The sequence below is a fragment of the Gordonia sp. ABKF26 genome (assembly GCF_041103195.1).
Lineage (GTDB): Bacteria > Actinomycetota > Actinomycetes > Mycobacteriales > Mycobacteriaceae > Gordonia > Gordonia terrae.
This window is the reverse complement of record NZ_JBGCVZ010000003.1, coordinates 4,350,355-4,373,006: the sequence shown is the minus strand read 5'-3', so window position 1 is coordinate 4,373,006 and position 22,652 is coordinate 4,350,355. Positions and strand designations below refer to the sequence as shown.

Annotated in this window: 21 protein-coding genes and 1 tRNA gene; 8 read left to right on the top strand and 14 right to left on the bottom strand. The window is 68.1% G+C overall.

Features of this window, described 5'->3' with window-relative positions:
* Positions 1 to 6 precede the first annotated feature (6 nt).
* The 3 genes from AB4Z55_RS20265 to AB4Z55_RS20255 all read right to left on the bottom strand — a co-directional run bounded on the left by AB4Z55_RS20265 (position 7) and on the right by AB4Z55_RS20255 (position 3,801).
* Positions 7 to 1,134 carry an MBL fold metallo-hydrolase gene (locus tag AB4Z55_RS20265; RefSeq protein WP_369520396.1) on the bottom strand — a complete coding sequence of 376 codons (1,128 nt, stop codon included), beginning with the start codon at positions 1,132 to 1,134 and terminating at the stop codon, positions 7 to 9.
* A 130-nt stretch (positions 1,135 to 1,264) separates the two neighbouring features.
* Positions 1,265 to 2,152 carry an alpha/beta fold hydrolase gene (locus AB4Z55_RS20260; protein ID WP_369520395.1) on the bottom strand — a complete coding sequence of 296 codons (888 nt, stop codon included), beginning with the start codon at positions 2,150 to 2,152 and terminating at the stop codon, positions 1,265 to 1,267.
* A 56-nt stretch (positions 2,153 to 2,208) separates the two neighbouring features.
* Positions 2,209 to 3,801: an ABC-F family ATP-binding cassette domain-containing protein gene (locus tag AB4Z55_RS20255; protein WP_369520394.1), complete on the bottom strand. Its 1,593-nt coding sequence runs from the start codon at positions 3,799 to 3,801 to the stop codon at positions 2,209 to 2,211.
* 214 nt (positions 3,802 to 4,015) lie between these two features.
* Here AB4Z55_RS20255 and AB4Z55_RS20250 point away from each other — a divergent pair, with 214 nt between their 5' ends.
* The gene (locus tag AB4Z55_RS20250; protein WP_064569355.1) at positions 4,016 to 5,026 is read left to right on the top strand and encodes an enoyl-CoA hydratase/isomerase family protein; all 1,011 of its coding nucleotides are present in this window, start codon (positions 4,016 to 4,018) and stop codon (positions 5,024 to 5,026) included.
* A gap of 74 nt (positions 5,027 to 5,100) precedes the next feature.
* On the opposite strand, the gene AB4Z55_RS20245 is transcribed toward AB4Z55_RS20250, so the two are convergent.
* A complete protein-coding gene (locus AB4Z55_RS20245; protein WP_369520393.1) occupies positions 5,101 to 5,850 on the bottom strand; it encodes a hypothetical protein in 750 nt (249 codons plus the stop codon).
* A gap of 7 nt (positions 5,851 to 5,857) precedes the next feature.
* Positions 5,858 to 7,468, bottom strand: a complete 1,611-nt coding sequence (locus tag AB4Z55_RS20240; RefSeq protein WP_101819224.1) for a peptide chain release factor 3 — start codon at positions 7,466 to 7,468, stop codon at positions 5,858 to 5,860.
* 143 nt (positions 7,469 to 7,611) lie between these two features.
* Between AB4Z55_RS20240 and AB4Z55_RS20235 the strand changes: the two genes are divergently transcribed.
* A complete protein-coding gene (locus tag AB4Z55_RS20235; protein ID WP_369520392.1) occupies positions 7,612 to 8,499 on the top strand; it encodes a DUF559 domain-containing protein in 888 nt (295 codons plus the stop codon).
* 63 nt (positions 8,500 to 8,562) lie between these two features.
* Here the strand turns inward: AB4Z55_RS20235 and AB4Z55_RS20230 are convergent, their stop codons facing one another.
* Positions 8,563 to 9,579, bottom strand: coding sequence for a beta-ketoacyl-ACP synthase III (locus AB4Z55_RS20230; protein WP_004022635.1), 1,017 nt, complete (start codon positions 9,577 to 9,579; stop codon positions 8,563 to 8,565).
* A gap of 290 nt (positions 9,580 to 9,869) precedes the next feature.
* On the opposite strand from AB4Z55_RS20230, the gene AB4Z55_RS20225 reads away from it, so the two are divergent.
* Both AB4Z55_RS20225 and AB4Z55_RS20220 read left to right on the top strand, forming a co-directional pair.
* Positions 9,870 to 10,943, top strand: coding sequence for an ATP-binding cassette domain-containing protein (locus AB4Z55_RS20225; protein WP_369520391.1), 1,074 nt, complete (start codon positions 9,870 to 9,872; stop codon positions 10,941 to 10,943).
* Complete coding sequence (locus tag AB4Z55_RS20220; protein WP_004022637.1) at positions 10,940 to 11,704, top strand: ABC transporter permease; 765 nt, start codon at positions 10,940 to 10,942, stop codon at positions 11,702 to 11,704. Before AB4Z55_RS20225 ends, AB4Z55_RS20220 begins: the two co-directional genes overlap by 4 nt.
* Here the strand turns inward: AB4Z55_RS20220 and AB4Z55_RS20215 are convergent.
* The 4 genes from AB4Z55_RS20215 to AB4Z55_RS20200 form a co-directional block, all read right to left on the bottom strand.
* Positions 11,701 to 12,726: a beta-ketoacyl-ACP synthase 3 gene (locus AB4Z55_RS20215; protein WP_239400821.1), complete on the bottom strand. Its 1,026-nt coding sequence runs from the start codon at positions 12,724 to 12,726 to the stop codon at positions 11,701 to 11,703. The genes AB4Z55_RS20220 and AB4Z55_RS20215 overlap by 4 nt on opposite strands.
* Before the next feature lie 102 nt (positions 12,727 to 12,828).
* Complete coding sequence (locus tag AB4Z55_RS20210) at positions 12,829 to 14,505, bottom strand: SLC13 family permease (RefSeq protein WP_369520390.1); 1,677 nt, start codon at positions 14,503 to 14,505, stop codon at positions 12,829 to 12,831.
* A 69-nt stretch (positions 14,506 to 14,574) separates the two neighbouring features.
* The gene (pth, locus tag AB4Z55_RS20205) at positions 14,575 to 15,141 is read right to left on the bottom strand and encodes an aminoacyl-tRNA hydrolase (RefSeq protein WP_101819221.1); all 567 of its coding nucleotides are present in this window, start codon (positions 15,139 to 15,141) and stop codon (positions 14,575 to 14,577) included.
* 75 nt (positions 15,142 to 15,216) lie between these two features.
* The gene (locus AB4Z55_RS20200; RefSeq protein WP_354559978.1) at positions 15,217 to 15,858 is read right to left on the bottom strand and encodes a 50S ribosomal protein L25/general stress protein Ctc; all 642 of its coding nucleotides are present in this window, start codon (positions 15,856 to 15,858) and stop codon (positions 15,217 to 15,219) included.
* A 235-nt stretch (positions 15,859 to 16,093) separates the two neighbouring features.
* Here AB4Z55_RS20200 and AB4Z55_RS20195 point away from each other — a divergent pair, with 235 nt between their 5' ends.
* Positions 16,094 to 16,555 carry a limonene-1,2-epoxide hydrolase family protein gene (locus AB4Z55_RS20195; protein WP_354559980.1) on the top strand — a complete coding sequence of 154 codons (462 nt, stop codon included), beginning with the start codon at positions 16,094 to 16,096 and terminating at the stop codon, positions 16,553 to 16,555.
* A gap of 19 nt (positions 16,556 to 16,574) precedes the next feature.
* On the opposite strand, the gene arsC is transcribed toward AB4Z55_RS20195, so the two are convergent.
* The 3 genes from arsC to glmU all read right to left on the bottom strand — a co-directional run bounded on the left by arsC (position 16,575) and on the right by glmU (position 19,660).
* Positions 16,575 to 16,916 (bottom strand): arsenate reductase (glutaredoxin), encoded by a 342-nt coding sequence (gene arsC, locus AB4Z55_RS20190; protein ID WP_354559981.1) that lies wholly within the window; start codon positions 16,914 to 16,916, stop codon positions 16,575 to 16,577.
* Between the two features lie 248 nt (positions 16,917 to 17,164).
* Positions 17,165 to 18,142, bottom strand: a complete 978-nt coding sequence (locus AB4Z55_RS20185; protein WP_004022643.1) for a ribose-phosphate diphosphokinase — start codon at positions 18,140 to 18,142, stop codon at positions 17,165 to 17,167.
* A 57-nt stretch (positions 18,143 to 18,199) separates the two neighbouring features.
* Entirely contained in the window at positions 18,200 to 19,660 is a 1,461-nt protein-coding gene (gene glmU / locus AB4Z55_RS20180) for a bifunctional UDP-N-acetylglucosamine diphosphorylase/glucosamine-1-phosphate N-acetyltransferase GlmU (protein ID WP_248645557.1), read from the bottom strand.
* A 328-nt stretch (positions 19,661 to 19,988) separates the two neighbouring features.
* Between glmU and fabG the strand changes: the two genes are divergently transcribed.
* From fabG to AB4Z55_RS20165, 3 genes are all read left to right on the top strand, one after another.
* Positions 19,989 to 20,744 carry a 3-oxoacyl-ACP reductase FabG gene (gene fabG / locus AB4Z55_RS20175; protein ID WP_101819216.1) on the top strand — a complete coding sequence of 252 codons (756 nt, stop codon included), beginning with the start codon at positions 19,989 to 19,991 and terminating at the stop codon, positions 20,742 to 20,744.
* Positions 20,745 to 20,856: 112 nt separating this feature from the next.
* Positions 20,857 to 20,928, top strand: a tRNA-Gln gene (locus tag AB4Z55_RS20170).
* A gap of 258 nt (positions 20,929 to 21,186) precedes the next feature.
* Complete coding sequence (locus AB4Z55_RS20165; RefSeq protein ID WP_369520389.1) at positions 21,187 to 21,558, top strand: hypothetical protein; 372 nt, start codon at positions 21,187 to 21,189, stop codon at positions 21,556 to 21,558.
* Between the two features lie 462 nt (positions 21,559 to 22,020).
* On the opposite strand, the gene AB4Z55_RS20160 is transcribed toward AB4Z55_RS20165, so the two are convergent.
* Positions 22,021 to 22,524 (bottom strand): hypothetical protein, encoded by a 504-nt coding sequence (locus AB4Z55_RS20160; protein ID WP_369520388.1) that lies wholly within the window; start codon positions 22,522 to 22,524, stop codon positions 22,021 to 22,023.
* Positions 22,525 to 22,652 lie beyond the last annotated feature (128 nt).

The following is a 22,652-nucleotide window of genomic DNA, read 5'->3' as shown; positions in this document are numbered from 1 at the left end:
GGGATGTCAGGTGTTCTCGGTCATGGAGATCGGTTGCGGCTCAGCCGATGTGGCGCTGTCGGTGAGGAACCAGCGAATCGGGTTCGTGGCAGCCGTGTCGTCGTCGGGAGCGCCGGCGGGCACGCGTGCGTCGAGGATCCCGCGTTCCTGCAGGACGACCAGATGGGCGTGTGTCTCCCGCAGTGCCAGGCGGCTGAGCGTGAGCGACAGCTCCTCGAACGGGCGCGACCAGGTCACCGATCGGGTGATCTCCCACGCCGTGCTCTCCGGATGCCGGGCCACCGTCGCGGTGATCTCACCGAGTCGTTCTTCGTGATGCGTGAGCAGCCCCGTCACCCGGTTGCCGAGGCCGCGGAATCGGTACTCGTGGGACGGCAGCGCCTCGTGGTCGCGCATCTTCTCGGTGTTGGCCAGCGAGATCAGGTAGTCGGCGAGGGGGCTGTCGGTCTGCATGGGATTGGTCGAGATGTTCGGACTGATCCGCGGCAGCAGGTGGTCGCCGGTGAAGATGACGCCGGCGGTGTCGTCGGCGAAGCAGAGGTGTCCCGCGGTGTGGCCGGGGGTCCAGATGGCGCGGAGATCCCAGCCGGGGATGTCGAGCGGGGCGTCGCCGGTCAGCTCGCGGTCGACCGTCCGGCCGTCGGGCATGCGGATGAATCCCACCAGGCCCTCGTCGGCGACCTCGGCCGGTGCGCCGAGCAGCCGGAGTTCCGACCGCGCCTGCTCCAGCTGGCTCTCGACCTCGTCGTCGGAGTGGTGACGCAGATACCGGGCGTCGTCGCGATGCATCCACAGCTCGGCGTCGACGTGTTCGAGCAGGCGCGGCACGAGCCCGAAGTGGTCGGGATGGAGGTGGGTCACACCGATCGAGCGCACGTCGGTGAGGTCGTGGCCGGTGGAGCGGATGCCGGCGACGAGGACATCCCATGACTCGTCGGACGGCCAGCCGGCATCGATGAGCGCGAGACCGCCGTCGGGCAGTCCGAGGGCGTAGACGAGGACGTATCGCAGCGGATTGGGACCCATGGGTACCGGGATCGACCACAGCTGCGGCCGGACCTCCTCGACCGGCGGCAGGACCTTGTCGGCCCAGGCCTGCTTCTGCAGTACGCCGGTGACCTCGATCGGGACCATCCAGCCTCCTCCTCGGGTGCGTCGTTCGCGCCGGGCACCGCGACGAGTGGTGCAGTGAACTGCTGTCATCCGATCACGAGACGACTTCGACGCTCAAACTGGGTGCGGCTCAGACACCCTGAGGTAGGACCTATGTGTCGAGTTCGGCGACGCACACGGGTCGGCCGTCGGCCGGTTCGACGGGGCGGCCTTCGGCCGGGTCGATGGGGCGGCCTTCGGCCGGGTCGCCACCGGCGGCCTCCGCGGACCCACCGAGTGCGGCGGTGTCACACGCCGCCGCGACCTCGCCGATGAGACGACCGGCGAGTTCCGGCTGGATGAGCGGGAAGAGGTGACTCGCACCGGGAATGACGGTGAGCGATCCATTCTGGGCCGCCTCGACGAACCGCTGCTCGTGCATCCGGAACTGGTCCTGGCTCCCGTTGACGAACACCGTGCGACCCGGATAGCGGCGGATCTCACCGAGAGCGTCGAATCGCTTGATCCCGGCGACGACGTCGGCGATCGAACCCAGGGCGAGCCCGCCGATCTCCATGTCCGCCGACACCTGCCGCCCCACGGCGAGGCGGGTGGCCACCTGGCTGATGATCGCGGCCTGACGCGGGAGGAACGCTGTCACCGCCCCGAAAGTCTCGAACGGGGCGGCGAGCAGCGGACTCGGTTGCGTGGTCGCGCACATCGGGACCAGGGCCGCGGCAGCCTCCGGGTGGCGTCCGGCGACCGCCATCGCCACATAACCGCCCATCGACATCCCGGCGACGACCGCGGGTCGGCCCAGTCGGCGGATCTCGGTGAGCACCGTGTCCACCGCACCGGACATCGAGAACGTCTCATCGCGTCGCGCACCGTGGCCGGGGAGGTCCGGGGTGGCGACCTCCCGCCCCGGTGCGGCAGAACCGGCGACCGCCTCGGCGACGCGGTGCAGCGTTGCGCCGCTCACTCGTAAGCCGTGGACGAGGACGACAGGTGTGGGCTCGTCCACCGGGGAATCGACGGTGACGGGTGCGGGCGCGGCCATCGCACGCAGTATGCAGGCGAATCGGCCTCCACGCCGCGCGCGTCATCGACTGTTCGTCAGCGGGCTGCTTCGGAGTCCGTTTGTTCGGTGTCTGTTCGTTCGAGATCTGCTTCCGCGGCGGGCGGGGACACCCGCCGCTCGATCCCGATCCGATCCAGGAACCCGGCGTCGTGGGAGACCACCAGGAGCGCACCGGTCCAGGCCTCCAGAGCGTCGACGAGTTGCGTGACGGTGTCGAGGTCGAGGTTGTTCGTCGGTTCGTCGAGGATCAGGAGCCGCGGTGTGGGGTCGCCGAGCAGGGCGTCGGCCAGGGCGACGCGTAGTCGTTCCCCGCCGGACAGTTCGACGAGTGCGCGATCCGCGCGGGCCCCCCGGAACAGGAACCGCGCGAGGTGCGCCCGCACCTCCTGGGTGGAAATGTCCGGGTGGGTCCGCGCCAGGTGTTCGGCGATCGATCGCGCCGGGTCGGGGAAGGCGATCCGTTGAGGCACCGATGCGTACGGCACGACGACGGATTCGCGCGCGATGACGTCGGCGATCAGCGTGGATTTCCCGGAACCGTTGGGACCTACGAGGGCCACCCGCTCGGGTCCGTCGACGCGCAGACGGTCGTCGGCGATGATCTGGGCGCGCGGGGCCACCTCCGGCGTCGGTACGACGATCCGGGCGGTCCGGTCGGCGCGGATGTCCTCGCGCGCCTCGTCGAGACGTGTTGCCGCGGAGGCGACGTCGTCGCGATGGGCGTTGCGGAGCTTGCCCGCCGACACCTGTGCCTCACTCTTCCGATTGTGCGCGACGATCTTCGGTACCCGCTTCTCGCGTTCGGCGGTGGCGCCGGTCCGGGCCCGCCGGTCGAGTTTGATCAACGCCTCGGACATCTCCCGGCGCTGTTTGCGCAAGTCGCCGGCCGCGGTGGCGACCGCGGCCTCGGCGGCTTCCTGCTCGGCGTCGACGATCTCGCGGTACTGCGAGTACGGGCCGCCGAACAGTCGCACGCGGCCGTGGTACAGCTCCACCGTTGCGTCGACGCGCTCGAGGAGCTCGAGGTCGTGACTCACCACGACCACCGTGCCCGTGAACGCGATGATGGCGTCGAAAAGCCGTGCGCGCGAGTCGGTGTCCAGGTTGTTGGTCGGCTCGTCGAGAAGCAGGATCGTCGGATTGGCGAGAAGCGCGGCGACGATCGCCAGCAGGGTGGCCTCGCCGCCGGACATGGCGCCGACCGGGCGGTCGAGGTCGCGCGGCAGGCCCATCTGCTCGAGGAGTCCGATGGCGCGCTCCTCGACGCCCCAGTCGTCCCCGACGGCGTCGAAGTCCGCCGGATCGACCGAACCGTTCTCGATTCGCGCTATGGCGCAGCGGATCTCGTGGATGCCGAGAGCCTGCGCCACGGTGGACGACGGATCGGATTGCGGGTCCTGTGCGACCACGCCGACCTCGGTTGTCGACGCCCCGCCCGCGAGGGTGACACTGCCGGACGCCGGCCGCAACCGGCCCGCGATCAGGCCCAGGAGCGTCGACTTGCCCGCACCGTTCGCACCGATGAGAGCGTAGGTCTCGGCACCGAGAGCGAGGTCGAGGTGATCGAAGACGACGGTCCCGTCAGGCCAGGCGAACGAGACGTCGGACAGCACGATGGAAGATGGCATGAGCACTCCTGAAGTGGGTCGGGTACACCGACGAGGGCGTCGATGATGTCCGCCGGCTGTGCCGACGGGCCGGGGCCACTTCAGTTCTTCATCGCGGTGGATCACTCCTGACAGGTCTGCGTGCAGTGGTGACCACCGTAGCGGACGAGTCCGGCGTTGCCAACGGAATTACGGCCGGAGTGTTCTGGTCCGGGGTCACCGCTACGGTTGGGGTATGTCTCACCTCCGAACCTCGGTGTCCAACGGCGTCGGCGAGATCGTCCTGGACCGGCCCAGGGCTCTCAATGCGTTGGACCAGAGCATGATCGACGACATGTACGTCACCCTCGGCGAATGGGGCGACGACGACGCGATCGACACGGTCCTGATCACCTCGGCGAGCGACCGCGCATTCTGCGCGGGCGGCGACATCCGCGCGATCCGCGAGCACGCCATCGACGGCGACGCCGCGGCCATCAGCAGGTACTTCGGCAGCGAGTACCGACTCGATCAGCTCGTCGCCGACTACCCGAAGCCCTACATCAGCCTGATCGACGGGGCGGCGATGGGCGGCGGGCTGGGGATCAGCGTGCACGGTGAGATCCGGGTGGTCACGGAGAAGGCGATGATCGCTATGCCCGAGACCGCGATCGGCTTCTTCCCCGACATCGGCTCGACCTACTTCCTCCCGCGACTCCCCGAAGGCGTGGGCATGTGGCTCGGCCTCACCGGCGCCCGGATTCGCGGTGTCGACGCGGTGGCCGTCGGCCTGGCAACGCATTTCGTGTCCTCCGCAGACCTGCCGGCGGTCGCCGACAGCATCCGTTCGGGTGCTCCGCTCGCCGACGCGCTCGCCACCTCCGGGACCGAGGACACGAGCGACGTGCCCCTGCGAAAGATCGGTGAGTACTTCGCCGACGACAACGTCAACGCGATCCTCGGGGGTCTGCGCGGTGCGGTCGGCGACGACTGGGCCCAGGAGATGGTGGGCCTCCTCGAGAGCGCCTCACCCACCAGCCTCTGGGTGACCGCGGCGATGATCAGTGCCGGCGCGAAGTCGGGGATCGACGAGTGCTTCGACCGCGAACTGTATGCGGCAGAACAGATCACGCAGACCCATGACTTCCGCGAAGGCGTGCGGGCGGTACTCGTGGACAAGGACCGCAGCCCCGCGTTCGACCCGGCCACCATCGACGACGTCGACCCCGCCCTTGTGGCGCGGATCGTCGGTGCCGCCGCTGGTTGAGTCGGTCGCCCCCGCTGGTCGAGTCGGCTGCCCCGCTGGTCGAGCCATGTCGAGACCACCTGGCGACACCCGTGTCAGGGCGTGAGTTGGAACCACCCCGACAGTGCGACACTTTCTGTCGAATTGCCCTCGGCGTCCGGTTGTTTCGTCGTCGACGACTCGTCGAGGTCGTAGGCGACGTCATCGTTCGGGGCGAGTGGGTTGGCGTCGACCCGCGTCGCCGTCGGGCAGGAGAACGACCCGGCCGCGAGTGTGCCCGACATCCCGCTGACACTGAGCTGGCAGGTGGACGAGTGGTGATAGACGCCGTTGATCGAGACACCGATCTGGGCGTTGATCGGCCTGGTCAACGGCCCGACGGTGGGGCGGGTCGCGCCAACGGGCGGTAACAGGCCGCCGGTCAGTTCACTGATCAGGAACTCGATCTGTGCGCCGCCGGCACCGGCGTCCTTGAACACGAACAGCAGCGAGTCCGGTGGCACGTCGGGCCGTGCGGGTCCCCACCGGTCGAATTCGTAGCAGCTCGAGTCGGCGGCGCGGCTCGGACCCGCCGCGGGCCCGCGGCCGGAGTCCGCCGGGGTCTTCGTGACCGCGACCTTGATGTCGCCGTGGCGGAATTCGAAGTTCTGGCCGCTGCGGTCGACGCTGCCCTGGGGTGGCTTCTCGGCGCAGATCGCGGAGTCGACCGGTCGTGCGGTGGGCGTCGGGGTCGAGGTGGTGGTCGTCGACTGCGGCGGGGTGTCCGAGCCGCAGGCGGCGATGAGTGCCGACACCGCCGCGCCCATCAGCACGGCAGCGCGTACGGGCCGTCCCCGGGAACCCACCGTCCGGTCAGTCCGCAGCCGCGACAAGGGGTTCGAGAGTGAGGTCGGGGTGTTCCTTCTCGATGTACTGCAGGCGCCACTTGTCACTGAAGAGGGCCAGCACCGCGCCGTCGGTGCGCGTGAAGACCTCCACGCCGCGTTGCCGGTTCAGTTCGGCCGCGCTGTCGGCGTCGGTGCGCCGGGCGAGGGTGTAGCCGAGGGGTTCGATGATCGTGTCGACGTTGTACTCGGCCTTCATCCGGGCCGTCACGACCTCGAACTGCATCGGTCCGACCGCGGCGAGCACCGGCGACGCCTCACCGCGGGTCTCGTTGCGCAACACCTGGACCACGCCCTCGCTCTCGAGCTGGTCCATGCCCTTGCGGAACTGCTTGTACTTGTCGGCCGTGGTGGCGCGCAGCGTCGAGAAGTGTTCGGGTGCAAACGACGGGATGGGCGGGAACTGCACCTTGGGGCCGTCGTAGAGGGTGTCGCCGGGGGCGAGCGCGGTGGCGTTGACCAGGCCGACCACATCGCCCGGATAGGCGGTGTCGACCGTCGAGCGGTCGCGGCCGAACACGGCCTGGGCGTACTTGGTGGCGAACGGTTTTCCGGTCTGGGCGTGGGTGACGACCATGCCGCGTTCGAACTCACCGGACACGATCCGCATGTAGGCCAGGCGATCCCGATGACTCGAGTCCATCCCGGCCTGCACCTTGAAGACCACCGCGCTGAACGGATCCGTCACCGGCCGGTCGGTGCCGTCGACATCGGCTCGGGGGCCGGGCGGGGGAGCGAGCTCCACCAGGACCTCGAGGAGCTGCCGCACACCGAAGTTGAGCATCGCCGAGGCGAAGATCATCGGCGAGGTCTGTCCGGCGAGGAACAGTTCCTGATCGTGGTCCTGGCCCATCTCGGTGAGGAGTTCGCTCTCCTCGAGTGCCGATGTCCACTCGTCGCCTTCGCGAGCCTGCGCGTCGTCGGCGGACATGATCTCCTCGGGCGCGATCTTGGCGCCGCCTGCGGTGCGGGTGAAGTGCACGTATTCGCCGGTGCGTCGATCGAGGAGACCGCGGAAGTCGCCCGCGATGCCGACCGGGAAGAACAGCGGGGTCGGCGTGAGGCCGATGCGCTCGGTGATCTCGTCGATCAACTCGAGCGGACTCTGCCCGGGCCGGTCCCACTTGTTGATGACCGTGATCACCGGGATGCCGCGGTGGCGGCACACCTGGAAGAGTTTCAGGGTCTGCGGCTCGAGTCCCTTGGCGGCGTCGATCAGCATCACCGCCGCATCGACGGCGGTGAGCACCCGATAGGTGTCCTCGGAGAAGTCCGCGTGACCCGGGGTGTCGACGAGGTTGATCACACTCGGGATCTCGGGGTCCGGCTGAGCGGCCGCGGAGTAGTTGAACTGCAGCGCCGTCGAACTCACGGAGATGCCGCGCGCCTTCTCCATCTCCATCCAGTCGGAGACGGTCGACTTGCGGCCCGCCTTGCCGTGGACGGCGCCGGCCTCGCTGATCATCCGCGCGTGCAGCGCCAACGCCTCGGTCATCGTCGATTTACCGGCGTCGGGGTGGGAGATGATGGCAAAGGTACGACGACGCGTCACTTCGCGACTGATCACCTCGGAACTCACGAGGTTCCAGGCTACCGGGCGTGCAGAGGGCGGCCAAACTCGCTCGCGGTCGAGCGCCCGGGGGCAGGTTGTGCCGGTATGCGGCATCTGATGCCCCCGCCAGAAACCGGGAACCCGTCACCCGTGCTGCGCGTCTGATCATCGTGCAGCTTCCCCCGGGCCTTAGGCGCCGCGCTCTCGTCCGTGACGGCGTACTGACCATGGCCGATGCGCTCGACTTCGGCCTCACGCGGTCCGCGGTCCGGCGTCGAGTCGATTGCGGGGACTGGCTGCGGCACTCACGTGGGGTGTATTCGCTCGCCGATCATCCGGCGACGCCGGCCACCCGTGCGCGGCTGGCGGTCGCGACCGTGGGCCGCGGTGCGGCGCTGTCCGGAGCCGGAGCCGCGTGGTGGCACGGGCTGATGGACGAGCCGCCGAAGAAGTTCACGGTCACCGCGCCGCGATCGCGGCATGGCACTCCGGTCGAGGGCGTTCGGGTCCGGCGCCGCCGCCTCACGGACGCGGAGGTGGTGACCCGCAAGGAGCTGCTCGTGACAGCGTTGCCGCTGTCCGTGCTGGAAGCCGCGATCGAGAGCGACAGCGGAGTCCTCGACAACGCTCTGCTCGTTCGCAAGGTCTCGCTGCGTCAGCTACGAGTCGCCGCTGATCGTCGACGCGGTAAGGAGGACGGACCCGCGATCGCGGCCCTTGCCGACGGGGTCGAATCCGGTGCGCGCTCGGTGGCGGAGCGGCTCGCCGTCGACGCGTTGAGCGCCGGGGGCGTGAGCGGTTGGTCGTGCGGTCATCCGGCCGGCGGCTACTTCATCGACCTGGCGTTCCCGGATCGGCTGCTGGCGGTGGAGATCGACGGGATGGCATTCCATCGCGACGCGGAGACGTTCCAGCGAGACCGCCGACGCCGAAACGACCTCATCGCATTGGGTTGGACCGTCCTCAACTTCACATGGAGTGACCTGCGGGAGCGGCCCGACGACGTCGTGGCGCGTGTCCGCCAAGCGCTGGGCCTGCAGCGCGACCGGCCGGCATGACAAATCCGGGGGCACCGTGAACCGCTGAGCGGACCAGATTGCCCCCGGACGCGATACGCCGCCCTACTCGAACGGCACCGGCGGCATGGTGACGACCTGCGCGGCGTAGGAGAGTCCGGCACCGAAGCCGAGGAGAAGCGCGGTCTGCCCGGGCTGCGCCTTGCCGGTGGACAGCAGGTCCTCCATGGCGAGCGGGATCGAGGCGGCGCTGGTGTTGCCGGTGTACTCGATGTCCTTGGCCACCACGGCGTCGTCGCGCAGTTTGAGGTTCTTCGCGAGCAGTTCGTTGATGCGGGCGTTCGCCTGGTGGGGGACGAACACGTCGAGGTCCTCGGAGCCGAGCTTCGCTGCCTCGAGGGCGCGGTGGGCGACCTTGCCCATCTCGAACGCGGCCCAGCGGAACACCGCGGTGCCCTCCATCCGCAGGTACGGGCGCTGGGTGCGGTCGCTGTCGAGGAAGGTGACCCAGTCGAAGTCCTGGCGGATGGCGTTGAACTGGGAGCCGTCGGAGCCCCAGATCACCGGGCCGAGCTGCTGCTGTTCGGTGGGTCCGACGACGACCGCGCCCGCGCCGTCGCCGAAGATGAAGCAGTTGGTGCGGTCGGTCATGTCCATGGTCACCGAGAGCTGTTCGGCTCCGATGACCAGCACGTGCGTGGCACTTCCGCCGCGGATCATGTCGGAGGCGAGGGCCATTCCGTAGCCGAAGCCGGCACAGCCGACGGTCACGTCGAAGGCGGGGACGCCGTTGCAGCCGAGTTCGGTGGCGACCTTGGTCGCGCCGGCCGGGGTCAGCAGCAGGTGGGTGTTGGTGGCGAGGATGACGGCGTCGATGTCGGAGCCCTGCAGCAGCGCGTTGGCGATCGCCTTGCGCCCGGCGTTGACCGACATCTCCATGACGCTCTCGTCGCGACGCGCGAACCGGCGGGTCTTGATCCCCGTTCGGGTGTAGATCCACTCGTCGGACGAGTCGATGTGCTGACAGATCTCCTCGTTGGTGACGACGCGTTCGGGGCGGTACGCGCCGATGCCGAGCATGCCGATGTTGTTGATGCCAGTGGTGTCTGCGATGACCGCCATGGTGAACCCTTCCCGAAAACGTGCCCGGCGAATATGTGACCCGACATACGACGGTACTCACACGGTCTCTTACTGGGAAGTAGCGGGACCCCGCCCGTATTCGTTACGGACTTGCGAAATGCGGACCGAATTCGTCCTCGATGCGGTGGAACCTGGTCGGTAGGTCGATCGACCACCGTCGGGGCGTCGGAAAGTCGCCCCGAGGTCCGACGATCAGCACACGACGACGTGCGTGCACCGCACAGCGCGCCCGTCGACACACCGTTCAGGCATCGAGAAGGGGAGTCCGCATGATCCACGCACGCGGGTTGGTCCAGGTGTTCCACACCGGGAAAGGAAAGAAGAAGCGCGAGGTGAGGGCCGTCGACGGTGTCGACCTCGACATCGCGGAAGGAGAGGTGGTCGGGTTCCTCGGTCCCAACGGCGCGGGCAAGACCACGACGCTGCGAATGCTGACGACCCTGCTGCGGCCGACCGCGGGAACCGCGACGGTCAACGGTTTCGATGTGGTCGCCGACCCGGTCTCCGTCCGGCGCAGCATCGGCTATGTCTCGCAGGCCGGCGGCACCTTCAGTCAGGCGCAGGCCGGCGACGAGATCGTCGATCACGGCATGCTCTACGGGCTGTCTCGTGCCGAGGCGACCCGCCGCGGTCACGACCTGTTCTCCCAGCTCCAGCTCGACGGTCTGTGGGAGCGGCAGCCCAAGAACATGTCCGGCGGCCAGAAGCGCCGGCTCGACATCGTGATGGGGCTGGTCCACGAACCGTCCCTGGTCTTCCTCGACGAGCCCACGACCGGTCTCGACCCGCAGGCGCGCGCGAACCTGTGGGACCACATCCGGCGCCTTCGCACCGAGCGTGGCGCAACGGTCTTCCTCACGACCCACTACCTCGACGAGGCAGACGAGCTGTCCGACCGGATCATCATCATCGACAACGGCCGCATCGTCGCGGCGGACACCGCCGACAACCTGAAGGCACAGGTCTCCGGTGATCTGGTGGCACTCGAGGTCGCCGACTCCGCGGCCGTGCCCACGGCTGCGGAGAAACTGGCCGCGGTCACCGGTGGTGGGGGCGAAGGCCGGATCGAGATCGACGGCCGACATGTCCGAAGCCGTGTGCCACGGGCCGGCCGGGCGGTTCCCGGATTGCTGCGCGACCTCGACGCCGCGTGCATCACCCTGGACTCCATCGAGGTCATCCGGCCGACCCTCGACGACGTGTTCCTCACCCTCACCGGCCGGTCGCTTCGTGACGCCGAAACCGAGCGAGGCGACGACATCGCCTCGCAGACAGCCGAAACCGAATCCGACTCGGCCGCCGCCGCGTCGTCCGAACTCGATCAGCAGGGGGCCAACCGATGACCACGTTCCTCCGCGAGAGCACCATCGTGTTCCGCCGACAGATCCGCATGAACCTGCGGAACCCGGCCTGGGTTCTCATCGGCGTGATGCAGCCGATCCTCTATCTCGTGCTGTTCGGGCCTCTGCTGAAGCCGCTTGTCGCGCAGTTCCCGGGCGGCGCGGACAATCCGTACACGTTCCTGGTGCCCGGTCTGCTCGTGCAGCTGGGCCTGTTCGGTGCGCTGTTCGCCGGCTTCAGCCTGATCGGCGAATGGCGCGAAGGGGTCATCGAGGCCGAACGGGTGACTCCCGCAAGCCGCACGGCCCTGCTCACCGGCCGGCTCATGCGGGACATGCTGCAGCTCCTCGTGCAGGCGCTGATCCTGGTGGTGCTCGGCTACCTGATGGGCATGCGCGGTTCGGTGGTCGGCGTGATCCTCGGCATCATCATCACGATGCTGATCGGTGGCGCGTGCGCCGCGGCGTCGAATGCCCTGGCGCTGACCACCAAGAGCGAGGATGTGATGGCGCCCCTCATCAACATGGTGATGATGCCGGTCCTGTTGCTGTCGGGCATCCTGCTCCCGATGACCCTCGGGCCGTCGTGGCTGCAGAGCCTGAGCGACTTCATGCCGTTCCGGTGGATCGTCGACGCGGTGCGCGACACCTTCTCCGGCGACCTCGCCAGTGCTCAGGTCCTGTGGGGCGTCCTCGCGTCGCTTGTCCTCGCCGGACTCGGAACCCTGTGGGGCACTTCGGTGTTCCGCAAGGAAAACGCCTAGCGCCCGTCGAAACTGGTGATCGCCGGGGCCGGGGGCAGGGTCACGACCGCGCCCGCGTAGCTGAGGCCTGCGCCGAAGCCGAGGAGCAGCGCGGTCTGCCCGCCCCTGGCCTTGCCGGTCGCGAGCATCTCCTCCATGGCGAGGGGGATCGAGGCCGCCGAGGTGTTCCCGGTGTTCTCGATGTCGTTCGCCATCGGCAGGTCGTCGGGGAAGCCGAGGTTCTTCTTCATCAGGTCGTTGATGCGGGCATTGGCCTGGTGGGGCACGAAGACCTCGATGTCCTCGACGCCGACGCCGGAGGTCTCCAGCACGGTGGCGAGGGCCCTGGGCAGGGTGATGGCCGCCCAGCGGAACACCTTGGGTCCCGCCATCGTCACCACCATGCGACCGACCGGGTCGGTCTCGGGGTCTTTGTCCTGATAGGCCTGCGCGCGGTCCATGTACTCGGGGATGTCCCAGTTCTGCCCGATCGCCTCGGCGTTCTCGCCGTCGCTGCCCCAGACGGTCGGGGAGATCCCGTTGTCCTCGCTCGGCCCGACGACGACCGCCCCGGCGCCGTCGCCGAAGATGAACGCGGTGTTGCGGTCGGTGGGGTCCATGACCACCGACATGGTCTCGACGCCGACGAGGAGGACGTACTCGGCGCTGCCGGCACGGATGGTGTCGGCGGCGACCCCGAGTCCGTAGCCGAAGCCGCCGCACCCCGCGGCGACGTCGTAGGCGGGGATTCCGTTCAGCCCGATGTCGGAGGCCACGATCGGCCCGCCGTGCGGGATCTTGGTCTTCCAGCTGTTGGTGGCGAGGATCAGCGCACCGATCTTCTCCTTCGCGATGCCGGAGTTCGCGATGGCCCGCTCGGCGGCCGCGGCGGCCATGGACCGCGCCGACTCGTCGCCGCTGATCCACCGGCGGTTGCGGATGCCGCTGCGCTCGAAGATCCACTCGTCGGAGGAGTCGAGGACCTCGCACACCTCGTCGTTGCTGACCAGGCGTCGCGGACGGTAGGCGCCGATGCCGAGCATCGAGACGTTCTGATGTCCGGTCTTCACCGAGAGGTTGACCACTGTTGCCGATCCCTTCGCATTGCCTGCCGCCGTGATTCTAGAGCCACGGTCTCGACCGTCTCAGCCCGACAGCGGCCAGACGACCGGGATGACCAGAACGGCGATCACGAGCCAGCACATCATCGTGACCGCACCCAGCCGCCAGTAGTCGCCGAATCGGTACCCGCCGGGGTTCATCACGATCATGTTCGCCGGCGTGGCGATGGGGGTCAGCAATGACGCCGCTCCCGCGACGCACACGAGCATGAGGACCGGTCGGGCGTCGACGCCGACGTCGTGCGCCGCGGCCACCGCGATGGGGATGACGATGAGTACGGTCGCCGCGATGAGCACCAGGGTCGGCCAGGACACCGCACGATAGGCCTGTTCCGAGTTGATGACGCCGGACACGACCATCGCCAGGGCCGCGAGCAGACCGGCGACCACGGGCGGGACCACGCCGGTCGCGAGGAGCGCGATCATCGCGACGAGCACGAGTCCCGCCCGCGGTGCGGACCGGGCGAGCCGACCGGTCTGGCGTCGTACCTGTTCGGCGGAGTCGACGACGAGGACGCGCTGGTCGTCGGCGAGTGCGTCGATGGCGCCCCAGGGTCCGTGAACCAGCACCATGTCGCCCTCCTGGAGGTCCACGGTCCGCGCCCCGACGTCAGTGTTGCGCCGCCGGATGGAGAGGACGAGCAGGCCGTCCTCGCGGATCATCCCGGGGAAGGCCGGTGTCCCGACCCAGGCGGATCGCGGTGGCACCACCAGCTCGCAGATGCCGTCATCGCGCCCGATGAGCGACCCCTGCCTGCGGCGCCGACCCGCGACGTCCTCCATCGTCAGTTCGTGGTCGCGGGCCAGCTGTTCGACCATGCGCCCCGCCCCGGAGATCACGAGCACGTCGCCCACCTGAAGTGGCGTGGTGTCGTCGACGATCCGGGCGCCCGGACGTTCGGTGGCGACGAGAACGACGTCTGCGCGCTCGCCCTCGGTGTCGTGTCCGGCGCTCACGAGTTCGGCCGGGGTGGACGAGACCGCGACCGAACCCGGGCCGACGTGCAGCCGGTAGATCCGCCGGTCCAGCTCGTAGTGTTCGGCGACTGCTCCCAGATAGTTGCTGAAATCTCTTGGCAGCGTGGTGGACTCACGCCGGGGGAGTAGCCGGTCGCCGAACAGGACGGCGATGGCCGCGGTCGCGGCGAGCAACGGGAGTCCGACGAGGGCGAAGGAGAAGTATCCGAAACCCGTGCCGGTGTATTCGACCGCGGCTTCGTCGATGATGACGTTGACCGGACTCCCGGACAACGTCAGCAGCGCGCCGGCGCTGCATGCGTAGGCGAGGGGGATCAGTACCCGGGAGGGCATGATGCCGGCGTGCCGGGCGATCGCGACCGTCACCGGCACCAGCGCCGCCGCCGCACCGTTGACGGTGATCAGGGCGCTGAGACCACCGGCGAGACCCATGATCGACAGGACGGCTCGCGCTCGCCCGGTGCCGGCGACGCGGCCGACGGTTCGGCCGATCCACCCCGTGATACCGGACGCCTCGAGTGCCTCGCTGACAACGAACAGCGATGCGATGAAGACGATGACGGTCGCGCCGAGACCGCTGGTCATCGACTCCACGCTGACGAGGCCACACAGATAGAGCGCGAGCGCCGAACCGATGGCGACGACGCCGGCGGGCAACCGATTCCACACGAACAGGACGACGGTCACTGCGAGGATGATCAGACTCGTGGTGGCGTCCGACATCGACCCATCGTCGCATCACCGCCGAGCGCGCGCCGCGATCACGTGGACGATGCGCGTCGGGGGAAATCCCTACCAGGCGTGCACGGTGTTCTGCGCGGACTCCAGATCTTGTCCGAGCAGCAGTTCGACGGCGTCGCAGCCGTTCGCCAGTAGGAGTTCGACCTCGCTGCGGGCGGCGGACGGGAACGGCTTCAGCACGAAGTCGGCCGGGTCCTGACGGCCGGGCGGGCGGCCGATGCCGATGCGCACTCGCAGATAGTCGCGGGTACCCAGTACCTGGCTGATCGACCGCAGGCCGTTGTGGCCGCCCTCGCCGCCGCCCCGTTTCAGGCGGACGGCGCCGAAGTCGATGTCGAGTTCGTCGTGGACGACGATCAGGTCGTCGACGGACACGGAGTAGAACTTCGCGAGCGGTCCGATCTGACGACCGGACTCGTTCATGTAGGTGCGCGGCTTGGCCACGAGCACCGACTGGCCGCCGAGGCGTACCTCGGCGACCTCGGCGCCGGACTTCTTGTGCACCTTCCAGCGCTCGCCGGCCGAGGCGACGAGACCGTCGGCGACCATCGCGCCGACGTTGTGCCTCGTCTTCTCGTACTTGGACCCGGGATTACCGAGTCCGACAACCAGTTTCACCACTGTGGGAGCTTCACTGCCGGGCAGACCCACTCATGGCAACCTCACCACTCGACCGAAGGGCCGAGAGTCGGATCACTCCGACTCCGCGGCGGCTTCCGCGGAGGCCTCGGCGTCGCCCTCACCCTCGGCGTCGGCCGAGCCGTCGGCCTCGGACTCGGTGGCGGCGAGCTGCGCCTCGTTGACGGCGACGATGAGGGTCTCCGGATCGGCGGTGAGGGTCACGCCCTCCGGCAGGTCCAGATCGGCGGCGTGCACGGACAGGCCGACCTCGGCGCCCTCCACGCTGACGACGATCTGCTCGGGGATCGACAGGGCGTCGGCCTCGACCTCGACGACGCTCGCGTCCTGGACGACCAGGGTGCCCGGAGCGGCATCGCCCTCGACGATGATCGCGATCTCGACGGTGACCTTCTCGCCGCGGCGGACGATCAGCAGGTCGGCGTGCTCGATGTAGTTGCGGATCGGGTGGACGTCGACCTGCTTGGTCAGCGCGAGCTGGCTGCTGCCCTCGATGTCGAGATCGATGACGGCGTTGAGGCCGCTGTTACGCAGGATCGCGGCGAACTCGCGAGCCGGGAGGTGCAGGTGCTGGGGATCGGTCCCGTGGCCGTACAGCACGGCGGGGACCTTGCCCTCGCGACGTGCGCGACGCGCCGCGCCCTTGCCCTTCTCGGTGCGGGTGCTGACGGACAGCTTGCTGGTCTGGGTGGCCATGATGGTCTCCTCGCGATCGGTGGGTGTGTTCGGTCGGCGTCGCGACGAGCGACACCGGGCACGAGGACCGACGCGGGCATCCATCCGCCCGTAGGGCGTGCAGAGTGCTGCGATGGCCGCGCCGATCACGGTGACTGGGTCACCCTCGCCGAGACAACGGCGACCAGAGTAGCCGATGACCAGCCGGGATGTCACATCCCCCGCTGCCGACGCCGAGCTCGGGGATACTGCTGACATGACCTCACAGACCCCGATCGAGATCGTGACGACCCTGCTGACCGAGTTCGCGCGGGGCGACGTGCCCGCCGCACTGGAGACCATCGACGACGACATCGCCTACACGAACGTCTCGTTGCCGACGATCCGCGGGAAGCGGAAGGTGGCCGGCGTCCTGGGCGGGGTGGCGCGTAAGAGTTCGGTGGGATTCAACTACCGGATGATCAACGTGAGCGCCGACGACACCGGTGTGGTGCTGACCGAGCGGGTCGACGAACTCCGGTTCGGCCGGCTGCACCTTCAGTTCTGGGTGTGCGGTCGCTTCGAGGTGCGCGAGGGCCGGATCACGGTGTGGCGCGACTACTTCGACTACTTCGACATGACGAAGGCGCTCGTCCGCGGGGTCGCGGCCCTGGCCGTGCCCTCGGTGCAGCGGCCGTTGCCCGCGCCGGTGGTCTCGGCGCGACCCGCACCCGCCTGACCCGGCCGCTGCCGGGCGGTCAGAGGATCTCGTCGAGTTTGTCGATGGGCCGCGGGATGCGAGTGCCCTTGTCGGTCACGACGATCGGGCGTTCCACGAGGATGGGGTGCTCGACCATCGCGTCGAGGATCTGATCGTCGGTGGCCGAGGCGAGATCGAGTTCCTTGTAGAGCGCCTCGCGTGTCCGGACGGCCTGCTTGGGTGTGATCCCGGCGTCGGCGAACAGCTCGACGAGTTGCTCGCGGCTGTACGGCTCGTCGAGGTATTTGACGATGGCCGGCTCGATGCCGGCGTCGCGGAGCGCCTGGAGCGCCTTCCGCGAGGTCGAACACTTCGGGTTGTGATAGATCGTCGCGTCCACGGACCACACGGTACCCGGTTCGCGGCGCGGCCCTTCGTGGCTCGTCGCTAACGCTCCTCGCACCTCAGGGAGCCGAGGTGCGAGGGCGCCACTCGCTGGGGTGCGTGCGGAGCTGCCTTCTGTTCCCTGGGGTGCGAGCGAAGCGGCTGTTCCCTGGGGTGCGAATCGGAGCTGCCTTCTGTTCCCTGGGGTGCGAATCGGAGCTGCCTTCTGTTCCCTGAGGTGCGAGCGAAGCGAGCCTCGAAGGGTCAGGCGATGCCGTCGAACAGGCTTGTGACAGAGCCGTTCTCGAAGACCTCGCGGATCGTCTGCGCGAGCAGGGGAGCGATCGAGAGGACGGTGAGGTTCTCGAACCGCTTCTCCGCCGGGATCGGCAGGGTGTCGGTGGCGATGACTTCCTTGGCGCCGCAGCTCGCGAGACGCTCGGCCGCGGGGTCGGAGAACACGCCGTGGGTGGTGGCGATGATGACGTCGCCGGCACCGGCGTCCTTGAGGACGCGCACCGCGCCGGCGATGGTGCCGCCGGTGTCGATCATGTCGTCGATCAGGATGCAGGTCCGGCCCTCCACCTCGCCGACGACGCGGTTCGACTTGACCTGGTTCGGCACGAGCGGATCACGGGTCTTGTGGATGAACGCGAGCGGGGCGCCACCGAGGGTGTCGGCCCACTTCTCGGCGACACGCACGCGACCGGAGTCGGGGGACACCACGGCGATGTTGTCGGTGCCGTACTTGCCCCGGATGTACTCGGCGAGCTGGCCCTGCGCGTGCATGTGGTCGACGGGGCCGTCGAAGAATCCCTGGATCTGATCGGTGTGCAGGTCGACCGTGATGATCCGGTCGGCGCCCGCGGTCTTGAGCAGGTCGGCGATGAGGCGGGCCGAGATGGGCTCGCGACCGCGGTGCTTCTTGTCCTGGCGGGCGTACGGGTAGAAGGGGAGGATGACGCTGATGCGCTTCGCCGAACCGCGCTTGAGTGCGTCGATCATGATGAGCGCCTCCATGACCCACTGATTCAGCGGGTACGGGCAGCTCTGCAGGACGAACGCGTCCGAGCCGCGCACGGAGTCCTCGAAGCGGACGAACAGCTCACCGTTGGCGAAGTCGCGGGCGGTCTGCGGCGTGACCTTGATGCCCAGTTCGTCGGCGACTGCTTCGGCGAGTTCGGGATGGGCACGACCAGAGAACAGCATCAGGTTCTTCTGGTTGTCAGTGGTCCAGGTCATGAAAACTCTTCTGTTCGTGTCGTTTCGGATCTGCAGGGTCGAGCACGGGTCGGGGTGTCAGGCCGTCCCGGAGTCGTTCTCGCGTGCGTCGAGGGCCGCCCGCGCCGCCGCGGTGTCGGGCCGCTTGCGCACGACCCAGTCCTCGATGACGCGTTGTTCTCCCGCCGAGACCGCGAGGGCCCCCGGCGGTACATCTTGCCGCACGACGGTTCCGGCGCCGGTGTACGCCCCGTCGCCGACGGTGACCGGGGCGACGAACATGTTGTCCGAGCCCGTGCGGCAGTGGTCGCCGATCACCGTGCGGTGCTTGGCGACTCCGTCGTAGTTGACGAAGACGCTCGACGCACCGATGTTGGAGTGCTCGCCGATGGTGGCGTCGCCGACGTAGGTGAGGTGCGGGATCTTCGATCCGTCGCCGATGGTCGCGTTCTTGGTCTCGACGAACGTGCCGATCTTGCCCGCGACCCCGAGCGCCGTCCCGGGACGAAGGTAGGCGAACGGACCGACGGTGGCGTCGGCACCGATGACCGCGTCGCTGCCGTGCGTCCGGATCACCTGCGCACCCGTTCCGACGGTGACGTCGGTGAGAGTCGTGTCGGGTCCGATCACGGTGTCGGCGGAGATGTGTGTACGACCGTGCAGCTGTGTGCCGGGCCGGATCTGCGCATCGGGCTCGATGGTGACGTCGATGTCGATCCACGTGGTCGCCGGGTCGACGACGGTCACCCCGTCGAGCTGATGACGACGGATGATGCGTCGGTTCAGTTCGGCGCCGAGCGCGGAGAGTTGAGCGCGGTCGTTGCACCCGGCCACGAGTACCGGATCGGCGACCGTGTGTCCGCGGACCGCCCGCCCCTCGCCGCGGGCGATCTCGACGATGTCGGTCAGGTAGTACTCGCCCTGCACGTTGTCCGTCGACAGCTTCGACAGACCGACGCGCAGCGCGGCGGCGTCGAAGGCGTACACGCCGGCGTTCACCTCGGTGATCGCCCGCTGCTCGGGGGTCGCGTCCTTGTGTTCGACGATCGCCGCGACGGCGTCCCCGTCGCGGATGATGCGTCCGTATCCGGTCGGGTCGTCGGCAACGAAGCTCGTCAGCGTGACGGCGGCCCCGCCGCCGTCGAGGTGGGTGTCCACGAGGGCGCGCAGGGTGTCGGCGTCGAGCAGGGGGACGTCGGCGGCGGTGACGATGACGGTGCCGCCGAAATCCTCGGGGAGCGCGCTGAGTCCGACCCGGGCGGCGTCGCCGGTTCCGCGCGGCGAGTCCTGCTCGGCGATGCCGACCTCGACACCCAGGAGCGCGGCGATCTCACCGATGGCCGCCGTCACCCGTTCGCGTTCGTGGCTGACGACCGCGACCAGGTGCTCGGGTCCGATGCCTGCCGCTCCGTGCAGCGCGTGGCCCACGAGGGACCGTCCGGCGATGGTGTGGAGGATCTTCGGGGTCTTGGACTTCATGCGGGTACCGGCGCCCGCGGCCAGGACGATCACGGCCACGGATGGCGACGTTCCCGTCATCGAATGCCCACCCTCTTCCTGATCGGTGACTGCCACGATCATGTCTCCTCGACGGCGCCGACGGGGGTCGCTGACCCGGCCCGCGGTCGCACGTCGGGTGCGATCCTACGCATCGGTGCCCCACGGCCGAAATGCAGCGCGCTGTTTGTGCCCGATCCTCCCGACGGGGCCTGATAGAACACATAGGGACCGCGAACGCCGAGCGATCAATCGGTAGATCCTGCTGATGTCCCGTCGACTGTCACCGACGGATCAGGGTGGGTGCGGGAGCGAGAACCAAGCGCGCCGGAGTTGTCCGGTTCGTGAAACGACCACACGGAGGTAATGAATGAGCACGCAGAAGACGGCGATCGTCACCGGGGCCGCACGGGGGATCGGCGCGGCCGTGGCCAAGCGTCTGGCCGACGACGGACTGGCGGTGGCCGTCCTGGACCTCGACGCCGACGCCTGCGCCGACACCGTCAAGGCCATCACCGACGGCGGTGGCAAGGCCATCGCGGTGGGTGCCGACGTCGCCGACGAGGCCTCGGTGAACGCCGCGGTCGAGAAGGTCGTCGCCGAACTCGGCAAGCCGACGGTGGTCGTCAACAACGCGGGCATCACCCGTGACAACCTCCTGTTCAAGATGACTGTCGACGACTGGGACGCGGTCATGGCGGTTCACCTTCGCGGCGCGTTCAACGTCACCAAGGCTGCTCAGAAGTACATGGTCGAGGCGGAGTGGGGACGCATCGTGAACCTGTCGAGCACCTCGGCCCTGGGCAACCGCGGCCAGGTCAACTACTCGGCGGCGAAGGCGGGCATGCAGGGATTCACCAAGACCCTCGCGATCGAGCTCGGCCGGTTCGGCGTGACCGCCAACGCCATCGCACCCGGATTCATCGAGACCGAGATGACCGCGGCGACCGCCGAGCGCGTCGGTGTGCCCTTCGAGGACTTCAAGCGCGCCGCAGCGGGCCAGATCCCGGTCAACCGTGTCGGTGTGCCCGAGGACATCGCGCACACCGCGTCGTTCTTCATCAGTGAGGGTGCGGGCTTCGTGTCCGGCCAGGTCGTCTATGTGGCCGGCGGCCCCAAGGACTGATCGGTCTCAGGCCTCGTTTCGACGACGCGATCCCGACCGGAGGCGCGTCGTCGAAACGAGGTCGCGCCGACGTGAGTGCCGCGGTGCTGTGGCACAATCGTCAGCGCAGTGATCCGCCATGGTGTAATCGGCAACACTCCTGATTTTGGTTCAGGCATTCTAGGTTCGAGTCCTGGTGGCGGAGCAACAATAACCCGCAGGTAGACGCGGGTTTTCCTCATTCTCAGATTCGGGTCGTGCACTAGACGTGCACTCTATGACCTCCGTAGAAAGATCGACCCCGGTCAGCGCGCCAACGCTGAGCCAGGGTCTCGACTACATCGGAGAAGACCCGAATGAGCCGTACCGCAATGGTACTCAGTACTGCGCTGTTCCTCGCAGTCATCTACTTCGTTCCACTTGGCGTGTTTCACGCCTGCTTCGCGTTCGGCTGGTATGCCTCGTGAGCGCCGACGACTTCAACCCTGATGACGACCAATGGACTCGCGGGTACCTCGCCGCTGCCGATCGGGTGGCCGGCATTCCCGGCCCCATCCTCCCCGCGCTGCTGACGCGCATCCTCGACGTCGCACCGGACCCGACCCATGATCCCGACTACGACACCGGCTATCGAGCCGCACTCCAGGACGTCATCAGCGGCCATGCTGATCGTGGCGTAACCGTCGGCGGCGTTCTGCATCTCGTGCCGGCCGTCGACCTCCTGCGCGCTGACGACCTATCAGTGACCGCCCTCTGCGGCGAAAACGGGCGGAAGGCTGCCCGCCCTCGTGCGACGACCCGCTGCACCCGCTGCACCCGCTGCTACCCGACGTAGCCCCGCTCGAAAGCCCCGTCGGTGCAGTGCCGTTCGACTCGGCACCGGGGCACTCGTCGTCATTGCAGAGCCCGACGTAAACCAGCCTGCTCGATGTAGCTCAGTCCCTCACCGTCGATGAGGGCCACCACTTGCGACTTCGCGAATCGAAAGCCGGTGCCACATGGTTACCGCCTTGCCTTCGGGCCAGGTGGCAATCGGTCGTGGCCTGACGCGATAGGTAGGCAAGGTTCGTGGGACGTCCGGGATGGGGTCAAGCTCCTGCCACCCGTGGGTGCCCGTTGGCTGTGCACGAAACTCCTGCGACAGCCCTACCGTGGTCGACGTAGCATCGTCCCATGTCCGACCAGAACGAGAACCGAGCCAACGACACCGAGCACCAGGAGCGGGTGCTGGAGGCCGCCATTCAGACCGCCGAGTGGTCGGCCGAGCTTAACCTACGCCTCCAGTAGCAGACTTTACCTAGAACGGCCACAGCGCAACTATCTGACCGATGATGGTCGCGACGATGCCCAGCAAGGCGATCGTCACATCGCGTGCGCCTACTGTCCTGGCTTCTTCACTCCGTCGCCTCAACTCGTCATCGGTGTAACTCCTTGCCCGCGCCTCCGCTTCGCTAATCTGGCGTCCGAGTTCGGCGTCGCGCAATGAAAGTCGCCAACGTTGGCCGTCTGCTTCCGCCATGCCGTCTCGCAAGTCGCGAACCGCTTCCTCGATCTGGTCGAGCTTGTCTTCGACGGCGCCTCGGAGCCTGAACTGCACTACGACACCCGCGTGACTCTCGAACGTTGCTGTCGCTGATACATCCAGTGTCACGTTCGCGTCGCGCTTTCTCGGGAGGCCGAAGTACTTCGCGATGACCTCCCGCACGTCACGCACGACGAGCCCCAGGCCGACGAGAGTCGCGATCGACCCGAGTATCTGAATCACCGCACCGAAGATCTGCCAGCTGGTCATGTTTGCCATGGACTGAGTATTAACGGCGTATCGCGAGTTTCTTGTCTAAGAGCACCTGAAAACCTCGGCGCGGGGCCGTCACCAGAGTGCTGCGTGCCGGGTGGCGCGACCGGGGCGGGGGGTTCCTCCCCCCTAAT